Genomic DNA, 24,629 nt, shown 5'->3' on the forward strand with positions numbered 1-24,629 from the left:
CGGTAGCAACGACAGCTGATCGGTGGCTGCATGTTCTGGATGACGCCGATCAGCTTCGCCGCACCGATTTTCTTCCACATGATCCGGTACTTCTTCTCTACCTGATCAGACAAACGCTTCACCGAGATAGAGACGATGCGTCTTCTCGATCTCATCGATCAATCGCGGCGCAACGCCAACGGACCCGGCTATTTCGCGCCAGCGCTTAACAGCAGCGCAAACCTCCTTGATGATGGCTGGCGCGTTGATGCCCCGGATCTGTCCGGCCACCGCCTCCAGGTCCGCGAGTTCGAAGTTGTCGCGCTTGCCGTTGATCGTCATCTGGTGGGTAGCCACCCAAAAGCTGCCGGGCTGGTACGACCAGGAAACGTCATAGGCCGGGGAAAGAGACCAGGTGCCTGCCCGATCCATCAGGAAGCTGGTGTTCTTGGTGTGGTCATCCTGATTCCGGCCCACCACGTTGAAAACCATGCGGCGGAAGTACTCTACGGCGTCACGGCGCGGCAAACCGAGCACCCGCATGACCCCGAAGGCCTCCTCGTAGGAGTAGCCGCCCGGCTGTTTGTAGTCGGCATGATCCATGGCGCACAGAGTGGCCATGTGGATCTTTTCCCCGTCATCGGTACGATCAAAGCGTTTGGTCAGAAAGTGCGCGCGGCCACCCTCTTCCAGCAATTCACACGGGCTCATGGTGATGCCGGCAGCTTTGGCCATGAGCGAATAGGCGTACTCCACGCGGCCGAAGCCTTGCGAATCGGCCAGGACGTCGGTGTTCTTGGCAACGTCGAACTTCAGCAGCCAGTAGGAAAACCCTTTTGGCGCCCTGACTTGCCCCGAGCGGATCTCGCCAGCCGCATTCATCGCAATAACCGCTTTGGCCCGTGCACCGCCAGCGCTGGTACCGACCTGAATCAAACGCTTCAGTGCCTCGTCATCGACCTCGGTGTCGTGATGGGCGAGGCGATCGGCCAGGCTTTCCCGTTGCGAGAGCACTTCGCTGGCGAGCTCTACCAGCGCATCAATCTGAATACGTTCACTGGCATTTACAGAACCGCTGAGAGCGGGCCGGTATTCGAGCCCGCCCATTCCGCGCGAACCCTGATACAGGACCCTTTCAACCGGGGTGAACGTCGCTTTGTCTCGGCCCTCCTTGGCGAGCCAGGCATCGATCAGTGCGTTACCGAAATCGTCCGGCAGGGAGTCCGCCAGGATGGCCGGTAGGCCTTTGTAGGTTTCCCGGTTCAAGCCGGGGAAGGCGTATGTCTGATTGGCGGCCAATGGCATATGGATGGGCGAGATTTCGATACCGGTCTTGACGAATTCAGGATCGTATTCGAACAAACCCAGCTGGGTGCCCTCATCCCAGAGCAGCCCCCCGACAAACCGCTCGAAGAGATAGACCTTTGCCGTAATCACCAATCAACCTCCTTTTTGACTTCGCTGCCGGACACCGGATCGCCTGCGCTCCCCGCCGAGGTCTTGCCCACCGCCCGCGTGCCGGTTGCCCGCATACGCCGGGTTCCGGCCATCTTGATTACCTGCAACGGGCTCGGTCGAACAGGCTCCACGAGCGAGGCCGCTCTTTCCAGCTCGCCGATGACACGCAGGACGGCCAGCAGATTCACCAGGGTGCCTTTGCCATGGAGAAGATTGATCAGGGTCTGGCGGCTGATGCCGGCCTCCCTGGCGACCTGCTCTTGGCTGAGATTTTTCTTCAGGCGCAATTCCTGGAGCCGGGCACCAATGGCGCTGGCAATCGCATCGTCGGTCATGGCTTGGAGGCGCATAGTGTCTGAATTCCTGGAGCGAATGTGCAAATCACGGAGTGTGTGTATTCAATACTAGACATTGCAGAAGGATCGACCTGCATGAAAGCCAACACCAACCCTGCGTACGTAAATCTGTTCACTAACTGATGAAACGAACCTTATGTCTCAATTCAAAGGCATTGGATTTCAGCAATATCTACGATATGTGCAATATCAACACTGCCTAGATAGCTAGACAATAACAATTATAAAGACTGATAACGTATGCATATCAAGACAAAACAGTTAGATCGATACATGAGTAAAGGCGAGAAGAGAACCTGCGGCCTCGGGATTCTCCAGACACAAAAAATGGGCACCCGACCGCAATCGGTGTGCCCATTTTTTATTACGGTTCTCCCCGCTATTCAGGGATGCGCCGCAATTATGGATTGACGCTGTCTTTCAACGACTTGCCCGGCTTGAACGCAACAGTGTTGCTGGCCTTGATTTTAACGGGTTCACCGGTTTGCGGGTTTTTACCGGTGCGGGCACCGCGATGGCGTTGCAGGAAGGTGCCGAAGCCGACGAGCGTGACGCTGTCCTTGCGGTGCAGGGCGCCGGTGATTTCTTCGAGAACAGCATTGAGAACGCGGTTGGCCTGCTCTTTGGTCAGATCCGCTTTTTCAGCGATTGCAGCGGCGAGTTCTGGTTTACGCATTAGTGAAGCCCCTTTGAGTCGGTTTTTTGTTGTTATGTCCGTGCTGCTCTCGTTGGAACAGCGCCCAAGGCGCCGCAGGCTCTACTCTGCGGCAGACGGGAGTGAGAATGGCACGCGGATAAGGGCGGCGCCAGTCTCCTCGCGACCTTTGTGGGGGCAAAAGCGGGGTGATTCCGACAGAACGACCAGTATTTACGCCAGCAGGGCCGGAAGCTGTTTGTTCAGCGCGAGTTTTTCCATCACCGCCGCACCCGTCAGGGCGTAACCGAGCAATTGCCCTTGCGCGTCGTGACACAGCGCCTTGACGTCGGCGCCCTGCCCTTCGACGGTCCAGACGCCTTCACGGCCTCGTGGCGGCGGCGAAACCACCAACGGGCAGACCGGGGTTTTCACGGTGATCGGCATCGGTCCGTAGTTCACCACGGTCGGGTTGCCGGCCAGGGTCTGTGCCAGCGCTCGCGCACAACTCATGAGGGGCATGACGTACAGAAGATTCAGCCCGTCGACCTCGGCGCAGTCGCCCAGGGCGTAAATATTGGCGTGAGAGGTTTGCAGATGACGGTCGACCACCACACCGCGGTTGGTCTGGATGCCGGCAGCCGCTGCCAGATCGATCCGTGGGCGCAGACCGATGGCCGACACCACCACATCACATGGGACAACCTGGCCGTCGGAGAGGTGTGCTTCCAGCCCATCGGCAACTTTTTGCAGGCGGGTCAGCACCGGGCCGAGGTGAAAACACGCGCCAAGGCTTTCCAGCCCGGCCTGCACCGCTGCGGCGGCGGACGGGTGCAACAGGGTCGGCATCACCTGCTCGCACGGCGCTACCAGTTGCACCTCGTAGCCGCCAAGGATCAGGTCGTTGGCGAACTCGCAGCCGATCAGACCGGCACCGAGCAGCAACACCCGTCGCTTGCCTGCCGCTGCCGCGCGAAAACGTGCGTAGTCTTCGAGATCGTTGATCGGGAACACCAGATCCCCGCCGTCGCCTTCGATCGGCACACGCACGGTTTCGGCGCCCCAGGCGAGGATCAGGTCGCGATAACTCACCGCTTCCTCGCCGACCCACAGGCGCTTGTGGCCCGGATCGATGCCGCTGATGCGGGTGTGAGTGCGGATCTCGGCTTTCAGTTGCTCGGCCATGGCGCCCGGTTCGGCCATGCTCAGGCCGTCGGCGTCCTTGTTCTTGCCGAAGCCGGTGGAGAGCATCGGCTTGGAGTAGGAACGACCGTCATCGGCGGTAATCAGCAGCAGCGGGGTTTCGCCATCGAGTTTGCGAAACTCGCGGGCCAGGTTGTAACCCGCAAGCCCGGTGCCAACGATTACGACAGGTGCGCTCATGCCCTACTCCTCAGTGTTTTCTCAGTTGATTTCGATCATTTCGAAGTCCATCTTGCCGACGCCGCAGTCCGGGCACAGCCAGTCTTCCGGCACGTCCTGCCACAGGGTGCCCGGCGCAATGCCGTCATCCGGCCAGCCGTCGGCTTCGTTATAGATCAGGCCGCAGACCACACATTGCCACTTTTTCATTCAGGTACTTCCTCAGGATTCAGGCTTTAGCCGGCGCGGACGGTCGATGGTGCAGCACTGCCATCCGGCTCAGGGCGTTTTGTACTGATGGTACCGGCCAGATGCAAGCCTGTTCGGCGCAATGGCGGCCCGGATCAATCAAATTCGCGGTGCGCCATGGTAAGCTCGCCGCCTCATTTGCTGCCAATAATGACTCATTGTGCAACTCAAAAACGCCCCGTTGTGGCGCCCGCAAAGCCACCTGACACCCCTCCCCGACACGTCCACGCTCGACTGGCTGTTCGACGAAGGCTCCTTGACCCGCCGTCTGACCCGCCTGTCCGATGACGGCTTCAGCGTCACGCCGCTTTTCGAAGGCTGGCAGACCCTGCGCGACGACGAATGCGCGGCGCTGGACCTGGCCGAAGGCAGCGAAGGCTGGGTGCGCGAGGTGTATTTGCGCGGTCATGGCGAGGCTTGGGTGTTCGCCCGCAGCGTGGCGTCGCGCAGTGCCTTGCAGGGCGACGGCTTGCATATGGATGAGCTGGGCAGCCGCTCGCTGGGCGAACTGCTGTTCTGCGATCACGCGTTTCAGCGCCGCGCCATAGAAGTCTGCCATTACCCGGAACACTGGCTGCCCGAGGATTCCCGGGCCATCGGTCTGTGGGGTCGTCGTTCGCGTTTCGACCGTGGTGCCTTGAGCGTACTGGTGGCGGAGATTTTCCTGCCTACGCTGTGGGAAGCCGTCCGCGCCCATCCGGAGAACTGCTGATGTATCAAAGCCTGCTCAAATCCCTGAATCGCCTGAACCCGCGCGCCTGGGACTTCATCCAGTTGACCCGCATGGACAAGCCGATCGGCATCTATCTGCTGCTGTGGCCGACGCTCTGGGCGCTGTGGATTGCCGGCAAAGGTTCGCCGTCGCTGGCCAACGTCGTGATTTTCGTCCTCGGCGTGGTGCTGACCCGTGCCGGCGGCTGCGTGATCAACGACTGGGCCGACCGCAAGGTCGACGGCCATGTGAAGCGCACCGCCGAACGCCCGTTGGCCGCAGGGCGGATCAGCTCGAAAGAGGCGCTGGTGTTCTTCGCCCTGCTGATGGGCGTGAGTTTCCTGCTGGTGCTGTGCACCAACGCCGCGACGATCTGGCTGTCGCTGGGTGGACTGGCGCTGGCGTTCACTTACCCGTTCATGAAGCGCTACACCTATTACCCGCAAGTGGTGCTGGGGGCGGCGTTTTCCTGGGGCATGCCGATGGCGTTCACCGCCGAGACCGGTGAGCTGCCGGCGACGGCCTGGCTGCTGTGGATCGCCAATCTGCTGTGGACCGTGGGCTACGACACTTATTACGCGATGACCGACCGCGACGATGACCTGAAGATCGGCGTGAAATCCACGGCGATCCTGTTCGGCGAAGCGGACCGGGTGATCATCCTGACCTTGCAGGCGCTGTCACTGGGCTGCCTGTTGCTGGCCGGGTCGAAGTTCGAGTTGGGGACGTGGTTCCACCTCGGCCTGCTGGTGGCTGCCGGGTGCTATGCGTGGGAGTTCTGGTACACCCGCGATCGCGACCGGATGCGCTGCTTCAAGGCGTTCCTGCACAACCATTGGGCCGGGCTGGCGATCTTCGTCGGGATCGTGCTGGATTACGCGTTGCGCTGACCTCAACGCATCGCGGCCCGAGGCAATGCCGGCGGGCCGCGATGCTGTTTCACTGCCGATGGCTTACTTGTGCTCGTGAACCACGTGCCACGCGTCCATCTTGCCGTCGCCCATCATGTCCCCCGGCTTGGCGTCCATCTTGAAGGTATACAGCGGCTTGCCGTCGTAGGCGTATTGCATCTTGCCGTCGTCGCGCTTGATCACCGTCCACTTGCCTTCCGCCTTCGCACCGGCCGGCGCCATCATCGGAGGCCAGTTGTCGGCGCACTTGTCATTGCACATCGACTTGCCGCCAGCGTCCTTGTCGAACGTATAAACGGTCATGCCTTTGTGATCGACCATCATGCCGTCTTTCATCATTGCCGGTTCGGCGGCCATCGCAAGGCCGGGCAGCGTCACGGCAGCAGCCATCAACAGAGCCTTAAAGGAAGCAGTCATTTGAGTCATGGAAACCTTCTTTTGTGGTTGTCAGGATTCGGACTTAGAGCTTAGTTCAGGATTTGCACAATCGCCGCTGGACTAAAATACTGTCACACGACTGCAATAATTCCGTTATCTAATGCGGCGCAAGACAGTTAAATGACAAGAGGATTAAGGCATGGTTGGCAGGAGCATTCTGATCGTCGACGACGAAGCGCCCATTCGCGAAATGATCGCCGTTGCGTTGGAAATGGCCGGCTATGACTGCCTCGAGGCAGAGAACTCGCAGCAGGCGCACGCCATTATCGTCGACCGCAAGCCGGACCTGATCCTGCTCGACTGGATGCTGCCCGGCACCTCCGGCATCGAGCTGGCCCGCCGCCTCAAGCGTGACGAGCTGACCGGGGACATCCCGATCATCATGCTCACCGCCAAGGGCGAAGAGGACAACAAGATCCAGGGCCTGGAAGTCGGCGCCGACGACTACATCACCAAACCGTTTTCCCCACGCGAACTGGTGGCGCGCCTCAAGGCCGTGCTGCGCCGCGCCGGCCCGACCGATGGCGAAGCACCGATCGAAGTCGGCGGCCTGCTGCTCGACCCGATCAGCCACCGCGTGACCATCGATGGCCGTCCGGCCGAGATGGGCCCGACCGAATACCGTCTGCTGCAATTCTTCATGACCCACCAGGAACGCGCCTACACCCGTGGCCAGTTGCTGGACCAGGTCTGGGGCGGCAACGTCTATGTTGAAGAGCGCACCGTCGACGTGCACATCCGGCGCCTGCGCAAAGCCCTCGGCGACGCCTACGAAAATCTGGTACAAACCGTGCGCGGCACCGGCTATCGGTTCTCCACCAAGGCCTGAGCCGACCGCCAGACTCGCTAACAAGGACCGTATTTCCCGTGAATCAAAACTGGCATGGCACCCTGATTCGCCACATGCTGTTGCTGGTCACCGCCTGCCTGGTGATCGGCCTGATCACCGGCTACTACGGCTGGAGCCTCGCGGCGGGACTGGGCCTGTACCTGGCCTGGACGCTCAAGCAACTGCTGCGCCTGCACGAATGGCTGCGCCTGCACCAACCCGATGAAGCACCGCCCGACGGCTATGGCCTATGGGGCGAAGTGTTCGACAGCATTTACCACCTGCAACGCCGCGACCAGCGGGTACGCGGGCGCCTGCAGGCGGTGATCGACCGCGTTCAGGAGTCCACCGCCGCGTTGAAAGACGCGGTGATCATGCTCGACAGCGACGGCAACCTGGAATGGTGGAACCGTGCCGCCGAAACCCTGCTCGGCCTCAAGACCCCGCAAGACAGCGGCCAACCCGTGACCAACCTGGTCCGCCATCCGCGCTTCAAGGAATACTTCGAGCAGGAAAACTACGCCGAGCCGCTGGAAATCCCCTCACCGACCAACGACCGCGTGCGCATCCAGATGTACCTCACGCGCTACGGCAATAACGAACATTTGATGCTGGTGCGCGACGTCACGCGCATCCATCAGCTGGAACAGATGCGCAAGGACTTCATCGCCAACGTCTCCCATGAGCTGCGGACCCCGCTGACGGTGATCTGCGGCTACCTGGAAACCCTGCTCGACAACGTCGAGGAAGTGAACCCGCGCTGGAGCCGCGCCCTGCAGCAGATGCAGCAACAGGGCGGACGCATGCAGACCCTGCTCAACGACTTGCTGCTGCTGGCCAAACTGGAAGCCACCGATTACCCGTCGGACAACCAGCCCGTGCACATCGACACCCTGTTGCAGTCGATCAAGAGCGATGCACAGCAGCTGTCGGGGTCGAAGAATCAGAAAATCACCCTGGAAGCCGACGCCAGCATCCTGCTCAAGGGCAGCGAGGCGGAACTGCGCAGTGCGTTTTCCAACCTGGTGTTCAACGCCGTCAAATACACCCCGGCCGAAGGCAACATCCGCATCCGCTGGTGGGGCGACGATCAGGGCGCACACCTGAGCGTGCAGGATTCCGGGATCGGCATCGACAGCAAACACCTGCCGCGCCTGACCGAACGCTTCTACCGCGTCGACTCCAGCCGCAACTCCAACACCGGCGGTACGGGCCTGGGCCTGGCCATCGTCAAACACGTGTTGCTGCGCCACCGCGCGCGGATGGAGATCAGCAGCGTGCCCGGCCACGGCAGCACGTTCACCTGCCATTTCGCCCCGGCGCAGGTCGCCCAGGCACGGCTCATCAGCGCCGCTGAGTAATGACGGACTAGGCAATCGCCAGGTCAGCCGCTACATTGGCTGACTTGCGCCTGCCTTTCAGGCGCGATTTCTTCTCTCTTACGAATCACACGGAACCCGCAAAACTCCATCATGGACCCTTCCCCTGGCTTGTCCCTCGCTACAATATTCGCCGATTTCGGCATGATTCTTTTCGCTCTGATCCTGGTTCTGCTCAACGGCTTCTTCGTTGCGGCGGAATTCGCCATGGTCAAACTGCGCTCGACCCGAGTCGAAGCCATCGCTGAACAGCACGGCTGGCGCGGGCACATCCTGCGCACCGTACACAGTCAGCTCGATGCGTACCTCTCGGCGTGCCAGCTCGGTATCACCCTCGCCTCCCTCGGCCTGGGCTGGGTCGGTGAGCCGGCGTTCGCGCACATTCTCGAGCCGCTGCTGAGCGCGGTCGGCGTGCAGTCGGCGGAAGTGGTCAAAGGCATCTCGTTCTTCACCGCGTTCTTCATCATTTCCTACCTGCACATCGTGGTCGGCGAGCTGGCACCCAAGTCCTGGGCGATCCGCAAACCCGAGCTGCTGTCGCTGTGGACGGCGGTGCCGCTGTACCTGTTCTACTGGGCCATGTACCCGGCGATCTACCTGCTCAACGCCAGCGCCAACACCATCCTGCGCATTGCTGGCCAGGGCGAACCCGGTCCGCATCACGAACACCATTACAGCCGTGAAGAACTGAAACTGATCCTGCACTCCAGCCGTGGCCAGGACCCAAGCGACCAGGGCATGCGCGTGCTGGCCTCGGCAGTGGAAATGGGCGAACTGGAAGTGGTCGACTGGGCCAACTCCCGGGAAGACCTGATCACCCTCGAATTCAACGCACCGCTGAAAGAAATCCTGGCGATGTTCCGTCGCCACAAGTTCAGCCGGTATCCGGTGTACGACAGCGAGCGCAAGGAATTCGTCGGCCTGCTGCACATCAAGGACCTGCTGCTGGAGCTGGCGGCGCTGGACCACATTCCCGAGTCGTTCAACCTCGCCGAACTGACCCGTCCGCTGGAGCGCGTGTCGCGGCACATGCCGCTGTCGCAGTTGCTGGAGCAGTTCCGCAAGGGCGGCTCGCACTTCGCCGTGGTTGAAGAAGCCGACGGCAACATCATCGGCTACCTGACCATGGAAGACGTGCTGGAAGTGCTGGTCGGCGACATCCAGGACGAACACCGCAAGGCCGAGCGCGGCATCCTCGCCTACCAGCCGGGCAAACTGCTGGTGCGGGGCGATACGCCGCTGTTCAAGGTCGAGCGCCTGCTGGGTATCGACCTGGACCACATCGAAGCCGAAACCCTCGCCGGGCTGATCTACGAAACCCTGAAACGGGTGCCGGAAGAGGAAGAAGTGCTGGAAGTCGAAGGCCTGCGGATCATCATCAAGAAGATGAAAGGCCCGAAGATCATTCTGGCCAAGGTGCTGATGCTCGACTGACGGGGATTACCGCTTGCCCAACGCAAAGTTGGGCAACGCCCCCAGCGGCTGGTTGAACTGATACGGAATCGACACCAGCCCCCCTCCGGTATTGCGCTGTACCACGAAGTGCAGGTGCGGGCCGCTGCTGTTGCCGGTGTTGCCGGACAGCGCCAGCGGACTGCCCACCGCCACACGCTGCCCCTCCCGGACACTCACCGACCCTTGCTTGAGATGCAGGTACACGCCCATCGTGCCGTCGTCGTGCAGCACCCGCACAAAATTGCCGGACGGATCGGTGCCGCGCCCGTTCTGCGAGTTCTCGATCTTCACCACCACTCCGGCCCGCGCCGCGATGATCGGCGTGCCCACCGGCATGGCGATGTCCATCGCGTACTTGTTCTTCGGCCCGTAGTGGCTGTAGTCGCCGTTGGCGCCCTGACTCAGACGGAACGGCCCGCCACGCCAGGGAAACGGATAGCGATAGCTCTGGGCAGCGCCTGCGGGGTCACCGAGGGAATACTGGAACTGCGGCGTGTAAACCAACGGCTTGCCGCCGGACACCGCCGTCAGCAACGCCAGCCGCGTATTGCTGCGCGCCGGCAGCACCCGGCGGATCGTTTCCGTCGGCGCGCCACGCACATTGCTCATCCCGGTGAACGCCAGTGCGACCTCCACCGGTGCATACAGATCGTTACGCACGAACACCACGTCGGTGCCCTTCTGCTTCTTGATGTCGAGATAGACCTGACGCTCGAGCCTCTCGACCATCCGGTCCTGAAACACGAACACCTGGGAGCCTTTGCTCGGACGGTCGCTGTACGAAACCACTCCGTTGGCATCGGTGGATTTGTAGATCGTCATGGCCACGGTCGAGGTGGAGGCCATGAACAGACCACAGAAAAACAGCAGGCGCAGGGGCATGGGCAAAAGTTCTGTCGAGTAAGGCCTGGAAATGAGCCTAGCAGCTGAAGCAGACCAGGCTAGTCGACAGATGTTTCAAATTTGGCACAGCATGAAAAAAGACCGCAGCCTTTGTCAGGCGGCGGTCTTCTTTTGCCCGCGACGCTTACGCGCCCGGAACGAAGTGCTTCTGCGCCGTGCCGCGGGCGATCAGGCGGGAGATGTAGTCGAGCTTTTGCGCGTCCTGGTCGACGAAGCGGAAGGTCAGTTGCAGCCAGTCGCTGTCGGGCTTCGGCTCGTGGGCGACGACGGCGTGCAGGTAGCCGTTGAGGCGGGCGATTTCGGCGTTGTCGCCCTGCTCCAGATCGAGCACGGCGCTGTCGAGGATCTGCGGCAGGGTGTCGGTGCGCTTCACTACCAGCAGCGCTTCCTTGATGCTCAGGGCCTTGATCACGCATTGCTGGGTGCCACTTGGCAAACGCAACTGGCCCTGGCCACGGCCGCTGGCCGGAGCAGCAGAGGCTGTCGGGGCTTTCACGGGCGGGCTGTTGAGCAGGCCACGCTGTGGCGCAGCGGCAGGTGCCGGGGCGGCAGCGGCAGGCTTGGCAAACGGGTTGGCTGCAGGCGCAGCCGGCGCGGAGCCGACCACTGCAGCCTTGCCGCCGGTCAGTGCGCTCAGGGAGTCGTTGCCGAATGCCGAGTTCATCTTTGTCGGGGCGCTGTTCATCAGGGCATCGAGCTTGCCGATCTTGTTCAGGGCCTGCTTGACCTTGGTCAGCAACTGTTCGTTGGTGAACGGCTTGCTGACGTAACCGGAAACGCCGGCCTGAATCGCCTGCACCACGTTTTCCTTGTCGCCACGGCTGGTGACCATGATGAACGGCATGGTCTTGAGGTTGTCCTGCTCACGGCACCAGGTCAGCAGTTCGAGACCGGACATTTCCGGCATTTCCCAGTCGCACAGCACCAGGTCGAAAGCCTCCTTGGCCAGCATGGCCTGAGCCTTCTTGCCGTTGACGGCGTCCTCGGTGCGGATCCCCGGGAAGTAATTACGCAGGCACTTTTTCACCAGGTCACGAATGAACGATGCATCGTCCACGACCAACACACTGATCTTGCTCATCCAACACCCCTATTAAAATCCCGGCAAGCATAACGCTGGCTGATGGCACATTGCCAAAACTCTTCAGTCACGCCGGGACTTTTCGTTCGCGGGTGCTGCTTTTTAATTCGCTTCTGCCTATGAAAAGCAGAAACAAAAACGCCCGGCCAAAGGGCCGGGCGCTTTTCTCAGGCAATCTTACTTATCGTCAGCATCGCCCGGAACATTAGCGGTTTCGCCGCTTGTCCCTTCAACTTCTTCCTTCATGCGCTTGAGGCCCATGTGGCGTACGTCGGTGCCGCGCACCAGGTAGATCACCAGCTCCGAGATGTTGCGCGCGTGGTCGCCGATCCGCTCCAGCGAACGCAGCACCCAGATGATGCTCAAGACCCGCGAGATAGAGCGCGGGTCTTCCATCATGTAGGTCGCCAGCTCGCGCAGGGCGGTCTTGTATTCGCGGTCGATGATCTTGTCGTACTGCGCCACCGACAACGCCAGATCGGCGTCGAAACGGGCAAACGCGTCCAGCGCATCGCGGACCATGTTGCGCACCTGGTCGCCGATGTGACGCACCTCGACGTAACCGCGCGGAGCTTCACCTTCCTCGCACAGCTGGATCGCGCGACGGGCGATCTTGGTCGCTTCGTCACCGATTCGCTCCAGGTCGATCACCGACTTGGAGATGCTGATGATCAGACGCAGGTCGGACGCCGCCGGCTGACGACGGGCCAGAATGCGCAGGCATTCTTCGTCGATGTTGCGTTCCATCTGGTTGATCTGGTCGTCGATCTCGCGCACTTGCTGGGCCAGGCCCGAGTCGGCCTCGATCAGCGCGGTGACCGCGTCGTTGACCTGCTTCTCGACCAGCCCGCCCATGGCCAGCAGGTGGCTGCGCACTTCTTCCAGTTCGGCGTTGAACTGCGCGGAAATGTGATGGGTAAGGCCTTCTTTACTAATCATGTTGGCGTCCTTGGAGCGTCCGGTAAGGTGCGAGCGTCAATTCAGTGAGCGACAACCAGCGTCTGCTAGCCGTAACGACCGGTGATGTAGTCTTCGGTCTGCTTCTTGGCCGGATTGGTGAACAGGGTATCGGTGTCGCCGAATTCCACCAGTTTGCCCATGTACATGAACGCCGTGTAGTCGGACACCCGCGCCGCCTGCTGCATGTTGTGGGTCACGATGACGATGGTGAACTTGGATTTGAGCTCGTAGATCAGCTCTTCGACTTTCAGGGTCGAGATCGGGTCGAGGGCCGAGCACGGTTCGTCGAGCAGCAGCACTTCCGGTTCCACGGCGATGGTACGGGCAATCACCAGACGCTGCTGCTGACCGCCGGACAGGCCGAGTGCCGAGTCATGCAGACGGTCTTTCACTTCGTCCCACAGGGCCGCGCCTTTCAGTGCCCACTCGACGGCTTCGTCGAGGATGCGCTTCTTGTTGATGCCCTGGATGCGCAGGCCGTAGACCACGTTTTCGTAGATGGTCTTCGGGAACGGGTTGGGCTTCTGGAACACCATGCCGACCCGGCGACGCAGCTCGGCCACGTCCTCGCCCTTGCGGTAGATGTTGTTGCCGTACAGGTTGATCGCGCCTTCGACGCGGCAGCCGTCCACCAGGTCGTTCATGCGGTTGAAGGTACGCAGCAGCGTGGACTTGCCGCAACCAGACGGGCCGATGAAGGCGGTCACGCGCTGTTTCGGGATGTTCATGCTGACGTCGTACAGCGCTTGTTTCTCGCCGTAGAACAGGCTCAGGCCCGGCACTTCGATGGCCACGGTTTCCTGCTCGAGGTTCAGGCTCTGCTTGTCGCGGCCCAGGGCAGACATGTTGATGCCGTGGGTATGTGTTTCGTGCTGCATGGGAGATCCCCTGTGCTAACAAATTCGGTTCGGTTGGCTGCCGGGAATCAGGCCGGCAGCCCTTCAATTCTTGTGACGGCGATCAGCTGTCCAGCGCCTTGTACTTCTCGCGCAGGTGGTTACGAATCCACACTGCCGACAGGTTGAGCACGGCAATCACCAGCACCAGCAGCAACGCGGTGGCATACACCAGCGGTCGTGCGGCTTCAACGTTCGGGCTCTGGAAGCCGACGTCGTAGATGTGGAAGCCCAGGTGCATGATCTTCTGGTCCAGGTGCAGGTACGGGTAGTTGCCATCCACCGGCAGCGACGGCGCCAGTTTCACCACACCCACCAGCATCAGCGGTGCCACTTCACCGGCGGCGCGGGCCACGGCGAGGATCATGCCGGTCATCATCGCCGGGCTGGCCATCGGCAGAACGATCTTCCACAGGGTTTCAGCCTTGGTCGCGCCGAGGGCCAGCGAGCCTTCACGCACGGTACGCGGGATACGCGCCAGACCTTCTTCGGTGGCCACGATCACCACCGGCACCGCCAGCAGCGCCAGGGTCAACGAAGCCCAGAGCAGACCCGGCGTACCGAAGGTCGGTGCCGGCAGCGCTTCCGGGAAGAACAGACGGTCGAGCGAGCCACCCAGCACGTAAACGAAGAAGCCCAGACCGAACACCCCGTAAACAATGGCCGGAACACCCGCCAGGTTGTTCACCGCGATCCGGATCACCCGGGTCAGGGTGTTCTGCTTGGCGTATTCACGCAGGTACACCGCCGCCAGCACGCCGAACGGGGTCACGATCATCGCCATGATCAGGGTCATCATCACGGTGCCGAAGATCGCCGGGAAAATCCCGCCTTCGGTGTTCGCTTCACGCGGGTCGTCGGACAGGAACTCCCAGACCTTGCTGAAGTAGAAGCCGACCTTGGTGAAAGTACCCATGGCGTTCGGCTGGTAAGCGTGAACCACTTTGCCCAGGCCGATTTCGATTTCCTTGCCGTTGGCATCGCGAGCGGTCAGGGCATCTCGGTTGAACTGCGCGTGCAGATCGGCCAGACGGGCTTCGACGTCCTGATAGCGGGCGTTCAGCTCGGCACGTTCGGCGTCCATGTCCGCTTGCGCGGTGGCGTCGAGCTTGCCTTCCAGTTCCAGTTTGCGACCGTGCAGACGGATGCGCTCGAGACCGGCGTTGATCGCGCCGATGTCGGTTTTTTCCAGGGTCTTGAGTTGCGCGGCGAGGCCGTTCACACGGTTGATCCGCGACTGCAGCTCGGGCCAGGCGGCTTCGCCTTCGGCGATGACCTTGCCGTCCTGTTTGACGTTGACCAGGTAGCCGTAGAAGTTGCCCCACTCACGACGCTCCAGCGCCATCAGCTCCGGCGGGTTCTTCTGGTCGGTCAGCCACTCGCCGACGATCCAGGTGAAGTCGTTGCCGTTCAGGTCCCGGTTGCCGACCTTGATCAGCTCGCGGGTCATGAATTCCGGGCCCTGGTCAGGCACCGGCAAGCCGGCGCTCTTCAGGCGTGCGCGGGGCACTTCTTCCTTCTGCACCACTTCGCCGATGACCAGGTGATTGCCCTGGCCCGGGACGTTGTAGCTGGCGTGGATCAGGTCCGCCGGCCAGAAGTGACCCAGACCGCGCACGGCAATCACCGCCAGCAGGCCAATGGTCATGATGACCGCGATGGACACCGCGCCACCGCTGATCCAGACGCCCGGGGCGCCGCTCTTGAACCATCCATTCAGGGAGTTCTGTTTCACAGACTTCTACCTTTCTTAAAGCGACGAGTATTTCTTGCGCAGACGCTGACGAATCAGTTCCGCGAGGGTGTTCATGACGAAGGTGAACAACAGCAGCACCAGCGCCGAGAGGAACAGCACGCGGTAGTGGCTGCCGCCGACTTCCGACTCCGGCATTTCCACCGCGACGTTGGCCGCCAGGGTGCGCAGGCCTTCGAACAGGTTCATTTCCATGACCGGGGTGTTGCCGGTGGCCATCAGCACGATCATGGTTTCACCGACTGCACGGCCCATGCCGATCATCAGGGCCGAGAAGATGCCCGGGCTGGCGGTCAGGATCACCACGCGAGTCATGGTCTGCCACGGCGTGGCACCGAGGGCCAGCGAGCCCAGGGTCAGGCCGCGCGGCACGCTGAACACGGCGTCTTCGGCGATCGAGTAGATGTTCGGGATCACCGCAAAACCCATGGCCAGACCGACCACCAGTGCGTTGCGCTGGTCGTAGGTGATGCCCAGGTCATGGGAGATCCACATGCGCATGTCACCGCCGAAGAACCAGTTCTCCATGAACGGGCTCATGTACAGCGACAGCCAGCCCACGAACAGGATCACCGGGATCAGCAGCGCACTTTCCCAACCGTCCGGGACTTTCAGGCGGATCGATTCAGGCAGGCGGCTGAAGGTGAAGCCGGCCACCAGGATGCCGATCGGCAGCAGCATCAGCAGGCTGAAGATGCCCGGCAGATGCCCTTCCACATACGGCGCGAGGAACAGGCCGGCGAAGAAGCCGAGGATCACCGTCGGCATCGCTTCCATCAGTTCGATCACCGGTTTGACCTTGCGGCGCATGCCCGGGGCCATGAAGTACGCGGTGTAGATCGCAGCGGCAACGGCCAGCGGTGCAGCCAGCAACATTGCGTAGAACGCGGCTTTCAGAGTGCCGAAGGTCAGTGGTGACAGGCTCAGTTTCGGTTCGAAATCGGTGTTGGCCGCAGTCGATTGCCAGACGTATTTAGGCTCGTCGTAGTTCTCGTACCAGACCTTGCTCCACAGCGCGCTCCACGACACTTCCGGGTGCGGGTTGTCGAGCAGCAGCGGTTGCAGCTTGCCGCCGGCTTCGACGATCACACGGTTGGCCCGTGGCGACAGACCGAACAGGCCCTGGCCTTCGACCACCTGATCGACCAGCAAGGTGCGGTGCGCGGTGCTGTGGAACACGCCGAGCTTGCCGGAAGCATCCAGGGCAACGAAGCCCTTGCGGCGCTCTTCGGCGGTGATTTCAACGATCGGCGTCTTGCCCATCTGGAAGGTGCGGATCTGCTTCAGACGCAGCTCGCCATCGGTGTCGCGGGCCATGAACCACTGGGCCAGGCCACCGGTGGAGTCACCGACGATCAGCGAGATACCGCCTACCAGTTGAGTGGCGGCAGTGACTTGCGCGTCAGCGTTTTCCAGCAACTTGTAGCGACCGTTGAGGCTCTTGTCGCGCAGGCTGAACACGTCGGCCTGGGCACGTCCGTTGACCACGTACAGCCATTGCTGGCGCGGGTCGACGAAGATGTTTTTCACAGGCTCGGTCATCTGCGGCAGATCGATACGCTTCTGCTCGTTGGTGACTTCGCCGGTCATCATGTTTTCTTCGCTGGTCAGCGACAGCACATTGAGTTGCGAACCGGTGGAGCCGACCAGCATCAGGGTCGAGTCGGTGGCGTTGAGGCTGACGTGCTCAAGCGCACCGCCGCTCTCGTTCAGCGCAATCGGCGCTTCGCCGTACGGGAACTCGATCGCCGGGGTGATGGTTTTCTTGCCTTCCGGGTAGCTGACTTTATAGGTGTGACGGAACACCAGCGCCTGACCGTTGGACAGGCCCACGGCCACCAGCGGATGACCCGGCTGGTCTTCACCGATGGAGGTCACACTGGCGCCTGCCGGCAACGGCAGATCGACGCGCTTCAATTCAGCGCCACTGTCGATATCGAAGAACAGCGCCTGGCCCTTGTCAGAAACGCGCATGGCTACCTGATTCTGCTCTTCGAGCGAAATCATCAGTGGCTTGCCGGCGTCCTGCATCCAGGCTGGGGTGATAGCGTCTTTCGCGGTCAGTTCGGCACCCTTGAACAGGGGCGCGACGACGTAGGCGAGGAAGAAGAAGATCAGGGTGATGGCTGCCAGCACCGCCAGACCGCCGACGAGGACGTACCAACGGGTGAAGCGATCCTTGAGCGCGCGAATGCGGCGCTTGCGTTGCAACTCAGGCGTATTGAAATCAATGCGCTTGGGAGGGTTCGTAGTCATTTTGGAATTGGCCAGATCATTCATGCGCACACCCTAGCGATCCTGCATGACAGAAAGATGACAATGCAGTGACGCACCAAATCCGCCGCCAGCAGGTCACTGGCAGTGGATAAAAGAATTCGGGGAGTGTGGGGGCCGGGCCGCTTGCGGGCCGGGCCCCACACGGGAGTCAGGCGGGGTTCACCCCTGACTCAGTTTGTTACTTTTTTGCGACTTCAGCGCCGCCTTCCTGCAGACCCAGGTCAGCCAGTGCTTTTGCAGCAACCTTGGCCGGCAGTGGGATGTAGCCGTCTTTCACTACCACTTCCTGGCCCTGTTTCGACAGAACCAGTTTCACGAACTCGGCTTCCAGCGGGGCCAGAGGCTTGTTCGGGGCCTTGTTCACGTACACGTACAGGAAGCGGGACAGTGGGTACTTGCCGTTCAGGGCGTTTTCTTCGCTGTCTTCGATGAACTCGGTGCTGCCTTTCTTCGACAGAGCAACGGTTTTCACGCTGGCGGTCTTGTAGCCGATGCCCGAGTAACCGATGCCGTTCAGCGAGGAGCTGATCGACTGCACGACCGAAGCCGAGCCTGGTTGTTCGTTGACGTTAGGCTTGTAGTCGCCTTTGCACAGGGCTTCTTCCTTGAAGTAGCCGTAGGTGCCGGATACCGAGTTACGGCCGAACAGTTGAACCGGCTTGTTGGCCAGGTCGCCGGTCACGCCCAGGTCGCCCCAGGTTTTGACGTCGGCTTTGGCGCCGCACAGACGGGTGGACGAGAAGATCGCGTCAACCTGTTCCATGGTCAGGTGCTGGATCGGGTTGTCCTTGTGTACGAAGACAGCCAGGGCGTCCACGGCAACCGGGATAGCGGTTGGCTTGTAGCCGTATTTCTGTTCGAAGGCCGCCAGTTCGGTGTCCTTCATCTTGCGGCTCATCGGGCCCAGGTTGGAGGTGCCTTCGGTCAGCGCAGGTGGCGCGGTGGCGGAGCCAGCGGCCTGAATCTGGATGTTTACGTTCGGGTATTCTTTTTTGTAGTTCTCGGCCCACAAGGTCATGAGGTTGGCCAGGGTATCGGAGCCGACGCTGGACAGGTTGCCCGACACACCAGTGGTCTTGGTGTAGCTCGGGATCGACGGGTCAACAGCGGCGAACGCGTTGGCGGTCGCAACGCCAGCAGCGACAAAAGTCATTGCCGCCATCAAACGCTTCAGTTTCATGCCTTACTCCTAGCAGATAGGGGGTGTTAAGTCGGGGCCAAGTATCAGCAGGCCGTGTGAACACTCTATGGCTGAAATATGACAATTGGATGAAAGGCCAGCATCCCCTGTCGGAAGGCTGGCCTTTCAGTTGTAACCGGACATTTGGGATGAATCAGCGACCCTTGCTCCACAGCCAGGCGCCAACCAGGATCCCCATCCCGCACAGCACCGCCACGTAATAGGCCGGCCCCATCGCACTTTCTTTCAGCAGCAGGCTGACCACCATCGGGGTCAGGCCGCCGAAGATGGCGTAGGCGACGTTATAAGAGAAGGACAGACCGCTGAAGCGCACCACCGGCGGGAACGCCTTGACCATCACGTACGGCACCGCACCGATGGTGCCGACCAGGAAGCCGGTCAGCGCATACAGTGGGAACAGCCAGTCCGGGTGATCGGCGAGGCTGTGATAGAAGGTCCAGGAACTGGCCAGCAAGCCCAGGCAGCCGAACACGAACACGCGACCGGCACCGAAGCGATCCGCCAGCGCGCCGGAAATGATGCAGCCCAGGCTCAGGAAGACGATGGCCAGGCTGTTGGATTGCAGCGCCATCGTCGGCGAGAAGTGATAGACCGTCTGCAGCACGGTCGGGGTCATCAGGATCACCACAACGATGCCGGCAGACAACAGCCAGGTCAGCAGCATCGAGACCGCGATGGCTCCGCGATGGTCACGCAGCACCGCGCGCAGCGGCACTTCTTCGGCCAGGGCCTTGCGCTGTTGCAGTTCGGCGAACACCGGGGTTTCGTGTAGCCAGCGGCGCAGGTAGACCGAGAACAGGCCGAACACGCCGCCGAGCAGGAATGGAATCCGCCAGGCGTAGTCCGAAACTTCCACCGGCGTATAAATGCTGTTGATCGCGGTGGCGACCAGCGAACCCAGCAGGATGCCCGCCGTCAGGCCGCTGGTCAGGGTTCCACAGGCATAACCAATATGCTTTCCGGGCACGTGTTCGGAAACGAAGACCCACGCCCCCGGCACCTCACCGCCAATCGCCGCGCCCTGAATGACGCGCATCAACAGCAGCAGGATCGGCGCCCACATGCCGATCTGCGCGTAGGTCGGCAGCAGGCCCATGATCAGGGTCGGCACGGCCATCATGAAGATGCTCAGGGTGAACATCTTCTTGCGCCCCAGCAGGTCGCCGAAGTGCGCCATCACAATCCCGCCCAGCGGCCGCGCGAGGTAGCCGGCGGCGAAGATGCCGAAGGTCTGCATCAGCCGCAGCCACTCGGGCATGTCGGCCGGGAAGAACAATTTGCCGACCACGGTGGCAAAGAACACGAAAATGATGAAATCGTAGAACTCCAGCGCACCGCCCAGGGCCGATAGCGACAGAGTCTTGTAGTCATTGCGGGTCAAGGGTCGTGCGGGTTGGTCCGGCTGCGCGATGCTCGAGGGCGCTGTGGTCATGGCAAGGTCTTCTCTTATAGTCGGATCTGCCGCCACAACAACGCTGGCTGTGGCTCGGGCAGGTTCGGCACCATAGCAAATTGTTCGAAAAAGCACATAGAGGCGCGTATTTGACGGTCGAAATGAGAACCGGATGGTCGTCGCGGAGTCTACCGACCGATATACTCGCAATCCTGCTCCGGCTTGTAAGGGGTTGCTGTGCGAAAACGTTGCTGGCCGCCTTATCGCGTTGAACCAGTCGGTTTCGCAGAGTTTCCCCTTTAGTTGCCTTATGGAAAACGTGACGAACGTAGTATGTTCGGTGCTGAATCGTTTTTCCTGAAGACGGCTACCACCAGCAATACCCAACGAAGAGTCACGGGTCAGAGGCACCCCCGGCATGATAGAGCTCGAACAAGAAGATCCGATCCCGCAAGGCGACCTGGCCCTGCAAATCACCGCGCTTCCCCGCGAAACCAACGGCTTCGGCGATATTTTCGGCGGCTGGCTGGTGGCGCAGATGGACCTGGCCGGCACCGCAATGGCCAGCCGCGTCGCCGGTGGCCGCGTCGCGACCGTCGCCATCGACCGCATGGCGTTCCTGGTGCCGGTGGCCGTCGGCGCGCAATTGTCCTTCTATACCCAGACCCTGGAAATCGGCCGCAGCTCGATCCAGATGATGGTCGAGGTGTGGAGCGACGATCCGCTGTCCAGCGAGTGGCGCAAAGTGACCGAAGCGGTGTTCGTGTTCGTGGCCATCGACGGCAGCGGTCGCACCCGTTCGGTTCCGCCGCGCGCACGTTAAACCTCGCGGCCGTTTCAAGGTCGATAGTCGTCCCAAGTTGCTGATTCGAGAGTTGTCCCATGAACACGCCCAACGTTGAAGCCGTGAAACTGGATGAACTGAACTGCTGGCGCATCCGCCACGGTCAGGCCGAAGTGCTGGTGGCCCAGCAAGGCGCGCACATCCTCAGTTATCAGGTGGACGGCCAGCCGCCGCTGATCTGGCTGAACGACAAGGCCGTGTTCAAGACCGGCAAGAGCATCCGCGCCGGCGTGCCGGTGTGCTGGCCGTGGTTCGGCGTCTTCGCCCGCAACCCGCAGAGCGTGCAGGCCATGCGCGTCAGCGAAGAGCCGGCGGCCGCTCACGGGTTTGTCCGGGCGATGGACTGGGAGCTGGGTGGTATCGAAACCGAGGGCGAAAGCCTGAAAGTGGAATTCACCCTGCCCTACCCCGAAGGCGGCTTTGCGGGCTGGCCGCATCAGGTCGACCTGACCCTGACTCTGCGCCTCGACGATCAGCTGCACATCAGCCTGACCAGCCACAACCGCGGTGCCGACACCGTCAGCATCAGCCAGGCGCTGCACAGCTATTTCGCCGTCAGCGATGTGCGCAACGTGCGCGTCGAAGGCGTGGACGGCCTGGACTACATCGAGACGCTAGATGACTGGAAGACTCACTCCCAGCAAGGCGACCTGCGTTTTGCCGGGGAAACCGACCGCATCTACCTCGACGCTCCGCCGCAACTGAGCATCGTCGATCCGGCCTGGGAGCGGCGCATCGTGCTGACCGCTACCGGCTCACGGACGGCAGTCATCTGGAACCCTTGGATCGACCGCGCCGCCGCGTTCAGCGACATGGACAACGATGGCTGGCAGCGCATGCTGTGCATCGAGACGGCGAATGTGATGGATGACATCGTGACCCTCGCGCCGGATGCCAGCCACACCATGGGCGTCAGCGTCGGCGGCAAGCCGCTCTGAAAACAAAAATCGCAGCCCTTGGGCTGCGATTTTTTTTGCTGCTCGGGATTACAGATCCTTTTCCTGCACCACCCGCACCTTGTCCGCTTCCAGCGCATAGGCCGCATCGGCCAGGTCATTGCTGACCTTTTCGATCTTCAGCGTGCCGGTCACCCAAAGCGGCGTGTAGATGTCGTCCAGCTTCAAACCCTTGGGGTAGCGCACCAGCACCAGTTGATTCGGTGGCGGTGGCGGCACATGGATGCAGGCGCCCGGGTATGGCACAAGGAAAAACAGCGTGCTGCGGCCCTTGGCGTCCGACTCCAGCGGCACCGGATAACCACCGATGCGGATGTGCTTGTCGTTCATCGACGCCACAGTCTTGGTCGAATACATCACAGCCGGCAAACCCTTGGCCTGCTTCATCCCGCCTTTCTGGGTGAAGGTGCCGGTGGCTTCCGGAGAGTTGTGGTCGATTTCAGGCATGGCCTCGAGGGCTTTCTGGTCCGACTTGGGCATCAGTTCCAGCCAGTCGGTTTCCGGCAGTTCGCCGGCGTGGGCCAGACCGCTGCCCAGCAAAAGGAGAGTCAACAGAAGACGGCGCATGAAGATGCTCGTAGGAAAAAGGAAACAGTAAATCGCCGAGCATTCTAGCCCTCTCCACCGGTTTGGCAGAGAGGGCTTTGTCGCTTTGGATCAGTTCTTTTTGATCAGGCCGTAGATCACCAGCAGGATGATCGCGCCCACCAGCGCACCGAAGAAGCCGGCGCCCTGGCCTGCCTGATAAATGCCTAGGGCCTGGCCGCCGTAGGTGGCTGCCAGCGAACCGCCGATACCCAGCAGGATGGTCATGATCCAGCCCATGCTGTCATCGCCCGGCTTGAGGAACCTTGCCAGCAGGCCGACGATCAGGCCGATAAAGATGGTTCCGATAATTCCCATGGCATTTCCCTCTGAATTGGTCGATAGGCCAAAGCCTAGTCAGACTTTGGCATCCTGCCATCAGAGAACGGCGGCCCTTAATGGTTCCGCCGCTGCCAGATGAAACTCTCGTTACTCGGCGATCAGTGCCTCGACCTTGAGGATCTGCTGTTCGAGGGTCGCCTTGTCCTTGCAACGCAGGTTGGCGTGACCGACCTTGCGCCCGGCCTTGAAGGCCTTGCCATAGTGATGCAGATGGCAATCGTCGATGGCGATGACTTTCTCGACCGGCGGAACCACACCAATGAAGTTGAGCATTGCGCTCTCGCCGACCTTGGCCGTCGACCCCAGCGGCAGACCGGCAACGGCCCGCAGGTGGTTTTCGAACTGGCTGCACTCGGCGCCTTCTGTGGTCCAGTGCCCGGAGTTGTGCACGCGCGGGGCGATTTCGTTGGCCTTGAGGCCACCGTCGACTTCAAAGAACTCGAACGCCATCACGCCGACATAGTCCAGCTGCTTGAGGACGCGGCTGGAGTAGTCTTCAGCCAAGGCCTGCAGCGGGTGACCGGAACTGGCGACCGACAGCTTGAGAATGCCGCTGTCGTGGGTGTTGTGCACCAGTGGATAGAACTTCGTCTCGCCATCGCGGGCACGCACGGCGATCAGCGACACTTCGCCGGTGAACGGCACGAAGCCTTCCAGCAGGCACGGCACACTGCCCAGTTCAGCGAAGGTATCGACCACGTCTTCCGGCTTGCGCAGGACTTTCTGGCCCTTGCCGTCGTAACCCAGGGTGCGGGTTTTCAACACGGCCGGCAGACCGATCGAAGCGACAGCGGCGTCCAGGTCGGCTTGCGACTGGATGTCGGCGAACGCCGGGGTCGGAATCCCCAGGTCCTTGAACATGCTTTTCTCGAACCAGCGGTCGCGAGCGATGCGCAGGGCTTCGGCGCTCGGGTAGACCGGCACGAACTGCGAAAGGAAGGCCACGGTTTCAGCCGGGACGCTTTCGAACTCGAAGGTCACCAGATCGACTTCATCGGCCAGCTGACGCAAGTGATCCTGATCGCCGTAATCGGCCCGCAGGTGTTCGCCCAGCGCAGCGGCGCAAGCGTCCGGCGCGGGGTCGAGGAAAGCGAAGTTCATGCCCAGCGGAGTGCCCGCCAGGGCCAACATGCGACCCAACTGGCCGCCACCGATTACACCGATCTTCATCTCAACAACCTCAGGCAATACGTGGGTCTGGATTGTCCAGGACGCTGTCCGTCTGCTCGGCACGGAAGGTCTTCAGTACCGCGTGGAATTGTGGATGCTTGGCGCCCAGGATGCTCGCCGACAGCAGCGCAGCGTTGATCGCACCGGCCTTGCCGATGGCCAGAGTGGCAACCGGAATGCCGGCCGGCATCTGCACGATCGACAGCAGCGAATCGACGCCCGAAAGCATGGCCGACTGCACCGGAACGCCCAGCACCGGCAGGTGGGTCTTGGCCGCACACATGCCTGGCAGGTGGGCTGCGCCACCGGCACCGGCGATGATCACCTCGATGCCGCGGCCTTCAGCCTCTTCAGCGTACTGGAACAGCAGATCCGGGGTGCGGTGGGCAGAAACCACCTTGACCTCGTACGGGATGCCGAGCTTTTCCAGCATATCGGCGGTGTGGCTAAGGGTGGACCAATCGGACTTGGAGCCCATGATCACGCCAACCAGTGCACTCATCGTC

At 61.4% G+C, this 24,629-nt stretch carries 25 protein-coding genes; 7 read left to right on the top strand and 18 right to left on the bottom strand.

The annotated features are described in order from the left end of the window. Positions 1-105: 105 nt before the first annotated feature. The 5 genes from CAG02_RS07180 to CAG02_RS07200 all read right to left on the bottom strand — a co-directional run bounded on the left by CAG02_RS07180 (position 106) and on the right by CAG02_RS07200 (position 3,999). On the bottom strand, positions 106-1,413 hold the full coding sequence (locus CAG02_RS07180) for a type II toxin-antitoxin system HipA family toxin (RefSeq protein WP_085709247.1): 1,308 nt from the start codon (positions 1,411-1,413) through the stop codon (positions 106-108). Next, the gene (locus tag CAG02_RS07185) at positions 1,413-1,787 is read right to left on the bottom strand and encodes a helix-turn-helix transcriptional regulator (protein ID WP_085708824.1); all 375 of its coding nucleotides are present in this window, start codon (positions 1,785-1,787) and stop codon (positions 1,413-1,415) included. Before CAG02_RS07185 ends, CAG02_RS07180 begins: the two co-directional genes overlap by 1 nt. A gap of 406 nt (positions 1,788-2,193) precedes the next feature. Continuing rightward, complete coding sequence (locus CAG02_RS07190; protein WP_003213368.1) at positions 2,194-2,469, bottom strand: HU family DNA-binding protein; 276 nt, start codon at positions 2,467-2,469, stop codon at positions 2,194-2,196. A gap of 192 nt (positions 2,470-2,661) precedes the next feature. After that, complete coding sequence (locus CAG02_RS07195) at positions 2,662-3,810, bottom strand: NAD(P)/FAD-dependent oxidoreductase (RefSeq protein ID WP_085708823.1); 1,149 nt, start codon at positions 3,808-3,810, stop codon at positions 2,662-2,664. A 21-nt stretch (positions 3,811-3,831) separates the two neighbouring features. Beyond that, positions 3,832-3,999 (bottom strand): rubredoxin, encoded by a 168-nt coding sequence (locus CAG02_RS07200; RefSeq protein WP_007954349.1) that lies wholly within the window; start codon positions 3,997-3,999, stop codon positions 3,832-3,834. A 199-nt stretch (positions 4,000-4,198) separates the two neighbouring features. On the opposite strand from CAG02_RS07200, the gene CAG02_RS07205 reads away from it, so the two are divergent. Together CAG02_RS07205 and ubiA are read left to right on the top strand one after the other, a co-directional pair. Next, complete coding sequence (locus CAG02_RS07205) at positions 4,199-4,750, top strand: chorismate lyase (RefSeq protein ID WP_085708822.1); 552 nt, start codon at positions 4,199-4,201, stop codon at positions 4,748-4,750. Next, positions 4,750-5,640: a 4-hydroxybenzoate octaprenyltransferase gene (ubiA, locus tag CAG02_RS07210; RefSeq protein ID WP_085708821.1), complete on the top strand. Its 891-nt coding sequence runs from the start codon at positions 4,750-4,752 to the stop codon at positions 5,638-5,640. Before CAG02_RS07205 ends, ubiA begins: the two co-directional genes overlap by 1 nt. Before the next feature lie 63 nt (positions 5,641-5,703). Here the strand turns inward: ubiA and CAG02_RS07215 are convergent, their stop codons facing one another. After that, positions 5,704-6,087, bottom strand: a complete 384-nt coding sequence (locus tag CAG02_RS07215) for a hypothetical protein (RefSeq protein ID WP_085708820.1) — start codon at positions 6,085-6,087, stop codon at positions 5,704-5,706. A 151-nt stretch (positions 6,088-6,238) separates the two neighbouring features. On the opposite strand from CAG02_RS07215, the gene phoB reads away from it, so the two are divergent. From phoB to CAG02_RS07230, 3 genes are all read left to right on the top strand, one after another. Next, positions 6,239-6,928, top strand: coding sequence for a phosphate regulon transcriptional regulator PhoB (gene phoB / locus CAG02_RS07220; protein WP_003229608.1), 690 nt, complete (start codon positions 6,239-6,241; stop codon positions 6,926-6,928). A 74-nt stretch (positions 6,929-7,002) separates the two neighbouring features. Further along, the gene (gene phoR, locus CAG02_RS07225) at positions 7,003-8,289 is read left to right on the top strand and encodes a phosphate regulon sensor histidine kinase PhoR (protein ID WP_256576846.1); all 1,287 of its coding nucleotides are present in this window, start codon (positions 7,003-7,005) and stop codon (positions 8,287-8,289) included. Positions 8,290-8,400: 111 nt separating this feature from the next. Further along, positions 8,401-9,741 carry a hemolysin family protein gene (locus tag CAG02_RS07230; RefSeq protein ID WP_007954342.1) on the top strand — a complete coding sequence of 447 codons (1,341 nt, stop codon included), beginning with the start codon at positions 8,401-8,403 and terminating at the stop codon, positions 9,739-9,741. A gap of 6 nt (positions 9,742-9,747) precedes the next feature. On the opposite strand, the gene CAG02_RS07235 is transcribed toward CAG02_RS07230, so the two are convergent. The 8 genes from CAG02_RS07235 to CAG02_RS07270 form a co-directional block, all read right to left on the bottom strand. Beyond that, positions 9,748-10,644, bottom strand: a complete 897-nt coding sequence (locus CAG02_RS07235; protein WP_085708818.1) for a M23 family metallopeptidase — start codon at positions 10,642-10,644, stop codon at positions 9,748-9,750. A gap of 145 nt (positions 10,645-10,789) precedes the next feature. Then, positions 10,790-11,746 carry a response regulator gene (locus CAG02_RS07240; RefSeq protein ID WP_085708817.1) on the bottom strand — a complete coding sequence of 319 codons (957 nt, stop codon included), beginning with the start codon at positions 11,744-11,746 and terminating at the stop codon, positions 10,790-10,792. Positions 11,747-11,923: 177 nt separating this feature from the next. Further along, positions 11,924-12,685: a phosphate signaling complex protein PhoU gene (phoU, locus tag CAG02_RS07245; protein ID WP_007954334.1), complete on the bottom strand. Its 762-nt coding sequence runs from the start codon at positions 12,683-12,685 to the stop codon at positions 11,924-11,926. Positions 12,686-12,750: 65 nt separating this feature from the next. Continuing rightward, positions 12,751-13,584 carry a phosphate ABC transporter ATP-binding protein PstB gene (gene pstB, locus CAG02_RS07250; protein WP_065258233.1) on the bottom strand — a complete coding sequence of 278 codons (834 nt, stop codon included), beginning with the start codon at positions 13,582-13,584 and terminating at the stop codon, positions 12,751-12,753. An 82-nt stretch (positions 13,585-13,666) separates the two neighbouring features. Continuing rightward, positions 13,667-15,337: a phosphate ABC transporter permease PstA gene (gene pstA, locus CAG02_RS07255; RefSeq protein WP_085708816.1), complete on the bottom strand. Its 1,671-nt coding sequence runs from the start codon at positions 15,335-15,337 to the stop codon at positions 13,667-13,669. A gap of 15 nt (positions 15,338-15,352) precedes the next feature. After that, positions 15,353-17,386, bottom strand: coding sequence for an ABC transporter permease subunit (locus CAG02_RS07260; protein ID WP_170931577.1), 2,034 nt, complete (start codon positions 17,384-17,386; stop codon positions 15,353-15,355). 424 nt (positions 17,387-17,810) lie between these two features. Further along, the gene (locus tag CAG02_RS07265) at positions 17,811-18,812 is read right to left on the bottom strand and encodes a phosphate ABC transporter substrate-binding protein PstS (protein ID WP_085708814.1); all 1,002 of its coding nucleotides are present in this window, start codon (positions 18,810-18,812) and stop codon (positions 17,811-17,813) included. 154 nt (positions 18,813-18,966) lie between these two features. Beyond that, the gene (locus CAG02_RS07270; RefSeq protein WP_085708813.1) at positions 18,967-20,265 is read right to left on the bottom strand and encodes an MFS transporter; all 1,299 of its coding nucleotides are present in this window, start codon (positions 20,263-20,265) and stop codon (positions 18,967-18,969) included. Positions 20,266-20,644: 379 nt separating this feature from the next. Between CAG02_RS07270 and CAG02_RS07275 the strand changes: the two genes are divergently transcribed. Both CAG02_RS07275 and CAG02_RS07280 read left to right on the top strand, forming a co-directional pair. Beyond that, on the top strand, positions 20,645-21,049 hold the full coding sequence (locus tag CAG02_RS07275) for an acyl-CoA thioesterase (protein WP_003229628.1): 405 nt from the start codon (positions 20,645-20,647) through the stop codon (positions 21,047-21,049). 59 nt (positions 21,050-21,108) lie between these two features. After that, positions 21,109-22,008, top strand: a complete 900-nt coding sequence (locus tag CAG02_RS07280; RefSeq protein ID WP_085708812.1) for a D-hexose-6-phosphate mutarotase — start codon at positions 21,109-21,111, stop codon at positions 22,006-22,008. A gap of 48 nt (positions 22,009-22,056) precedes the next feature. Here the strand turns inward: CAG02_RS07280 and CAG02_RS07285 are convergent, their stop codons facing one another. The 4 genes from CAG02_RS07285 to purE all read right to left on the bottom strand — a co-directional run bounded on the left by CAG02_RS07285 (position 22,057) and on the right by purE (position 24,625). Next, positions 22,057-22,593, bottom strand: a complete 537-nt coding sequence (locus CAG02_RS07285) for a DUF3299 domain-containing protein (protein ID WP_085708811.1) — start codon at positions 22,591-22,593, stop codon at positions 22,057-22,059. Between the two features lie 90 nt (positions 22,594-22,683). Then, a complete protein-coding gene (locus CAG02_RS07290) occupies positions 22,684-22,929 on the bottom strand; it encodes a GlsB/YeaQ/YmgE family stress response membrane protein (protein ID WP_065260866.1) in 246 nt (81 codons plus the stop codon). A 111-nt stretch (positions 22,930-23,040) separates the two neighbouring features. Next, a complete protein-coding gene (locus CAG02_RS07295) occupies positions 23,041-24,123 on the bottom strand; it encodes a 5-(carboxyamino)imidazole ribonucleotide synthase (protein WP_085708810.1) in 1,083 nt (360 codons plus the stop codon). Positions 24,124-24,133: 10 nt separating this feature from the next. Beyond that, the gene (gene purE, locus CAG02_RS07300) at positions 24,134-24,625 is read right to left on the bottom strand and encodes a 5-(carboxyamino)imidazole ribonucleotide mutase (RefSeq protein ID WP_007954291.1); all 492 of its coding nucleotides are present in this window, start codon (positions 24,623-24,625) and stop codon (positions 24,134-24,136) included. Positions 24,626-24,629: the final 4 nt, after the last annotated feature.

The sequence above is a fragment of the Pseudomonas sp. R43(2017) genome (assembly GCF_002112345.1).
Lineage (GTDB): Bacteria > Pseudomonadota > Gammaproteobacteria > Pseudomonadales > Pseudomonadaceae > Aquipseudomonas > Aquipseudomonas kribbensis.

Coding starts and splice junctions, on each gene's coding strand:
- CAG02_RS07215 (WP_085708820.1), bottom strand. CDS start 6,087: ATGACTCAAATGACTGCTTCCTTTAAGGCTCTGTTGATGGCTGCTGCC.
- ubiA (WP_085708821.1), top strand. CDS start 4,750: ATGTATCAAAGCCTGCTCAAATCCCTGAATCGCCTGAACCCGCGCGCC.
- phoR (WP_256576846.1), top strand. CDS start 7,003: ATGCTGTTGCTGGTCACCGCCTGCCTGGTGATCGGCCTGATCACCGGC.
- CAG02_RS07185 (WP_085708824.1), bottom strand. CDS start 1,787: ATGCGCCTCCAAGCCATGACCGACGATGCGATTGCCAGCGCCATTGGT.
- CAG02_RS07240 (WP_085708817.1), bottom strand. CDS start 11,746: ATGAGCAAGATCAGTGTGTTGGTCGTGGACGATGCATCGTTCATTCGT.
- CAG02_RS07230 (WP_007954342.1), top strand. CDS start 8,401: ATGGACCCTTCCCCTGGCTTGTCCCTCGCTACAATATTCGCCGATTTC.
- CAG02_RS07295 (WP_085708810.1), bottom strand. CDS start 24,123: ATGAAGATCGGTGTAATCGGTGGCGGCCAGTTGGGTCGCATGTTGGCC.
- CAG02_RS07270 (WP_085708813.1), bottom strand. CDS start 20,265: ATGACCACAGCGCCCTCGAGCATCGCGCAGCCGGACCAACCCGCACGA.
- phoU (WP_007954334.1), bottom strand. CDS start 12,685: ATGATTAGTAAAGAAGGCCTTACCCATCACATTTCCGCGCAGTTCAAC.
- CAG02_RS07285 (WP_085708811.1), bottom strand. CDS start 22,593: ATGCGCCGTCTTCTGTTGACTCTCCTTTTGCTGGGCAGCGGTCTGGCC.
- CAG02_RS07190 (WP_003213368.1), bottom strand. CDS start 2,469: ATGCGTAAACCAGAACTCGCCGCTGCAATCGCTGAAAAAGCGGATCTG.
- CAG02_RS07275 (WP_003229628.1), top strand. CDS start 20,645: ATGATAGAGCTCGAACAAGAAGATCCGATCCCGCAAGGCGACCTGGCC.
- pstB (WP_065258233.1), bottom strand. CDS start 13,584: ATGCAGCACGAAACACATACCCACGGCATCAACATGTCTGCCCTGGGC.
- phoB (WP_003229608.1), top strand. CDS start 6,239: ATGGTTGGCAGGAGCATTCTGATCGTCGACGACGAAGCGCCCATTCGC.
- CAG02_RS07260 (WP_170931577.1), bottom strand. CDS start 17,386: ATGCAGGACGCCGGCAAGCCACTGATGATTTCGCTCGAAGAGCAGAAT.
- purE (WP_007954291.1), bottom strand. CDS start 24,625: ATGAGTGCACTGGTTGGCGTGATCATGGGCTCCAAGTCCGATTGGTCC.
- CAG02_RS07235 (WP_085708818.1), bottom strand. CDS start 10,644: ATGCCCCTGCGCCTGCTGTTTTTCTGTGGTCTGTTCATGGCCTCCACC.
- CAG02_RS07290 (WP_065260866.1), bottom strand. CDS start 22,929: ATGGGAATTATCGGAACCATCTTTATCGGCCTGATCGTCGGCCTGCTG.
- CAG02_RS07195 (WP_085708823.1), bottom strand. CDS start 3,810: ATGAGCGCACCTGTCGTAATCGTTGGCACCGGGCTTGCGGGTTACAAC.
- CAG02_RS07265 (WP_085708814.1), bottom strand. CDS start 18,812: ATGAAACTGAAGCGTTTGATGGCGGCAATGACTTTTGTCGCTGCTGGC.
- CAG02_RS07200 (WP_007954349.1), bottom strand. CDS start 3,999: ATGAAAAAGTGGCAATGTGTGGTCTGCGGCCTGATCTATAACGAAGCC.
- CAG02_RS07280 (WP_085708812.1), top strand. CDS start 21,109: ATGAACACGCCCAACGTTGAAGCCGTGAAACTGGATGAACTGAACTGC.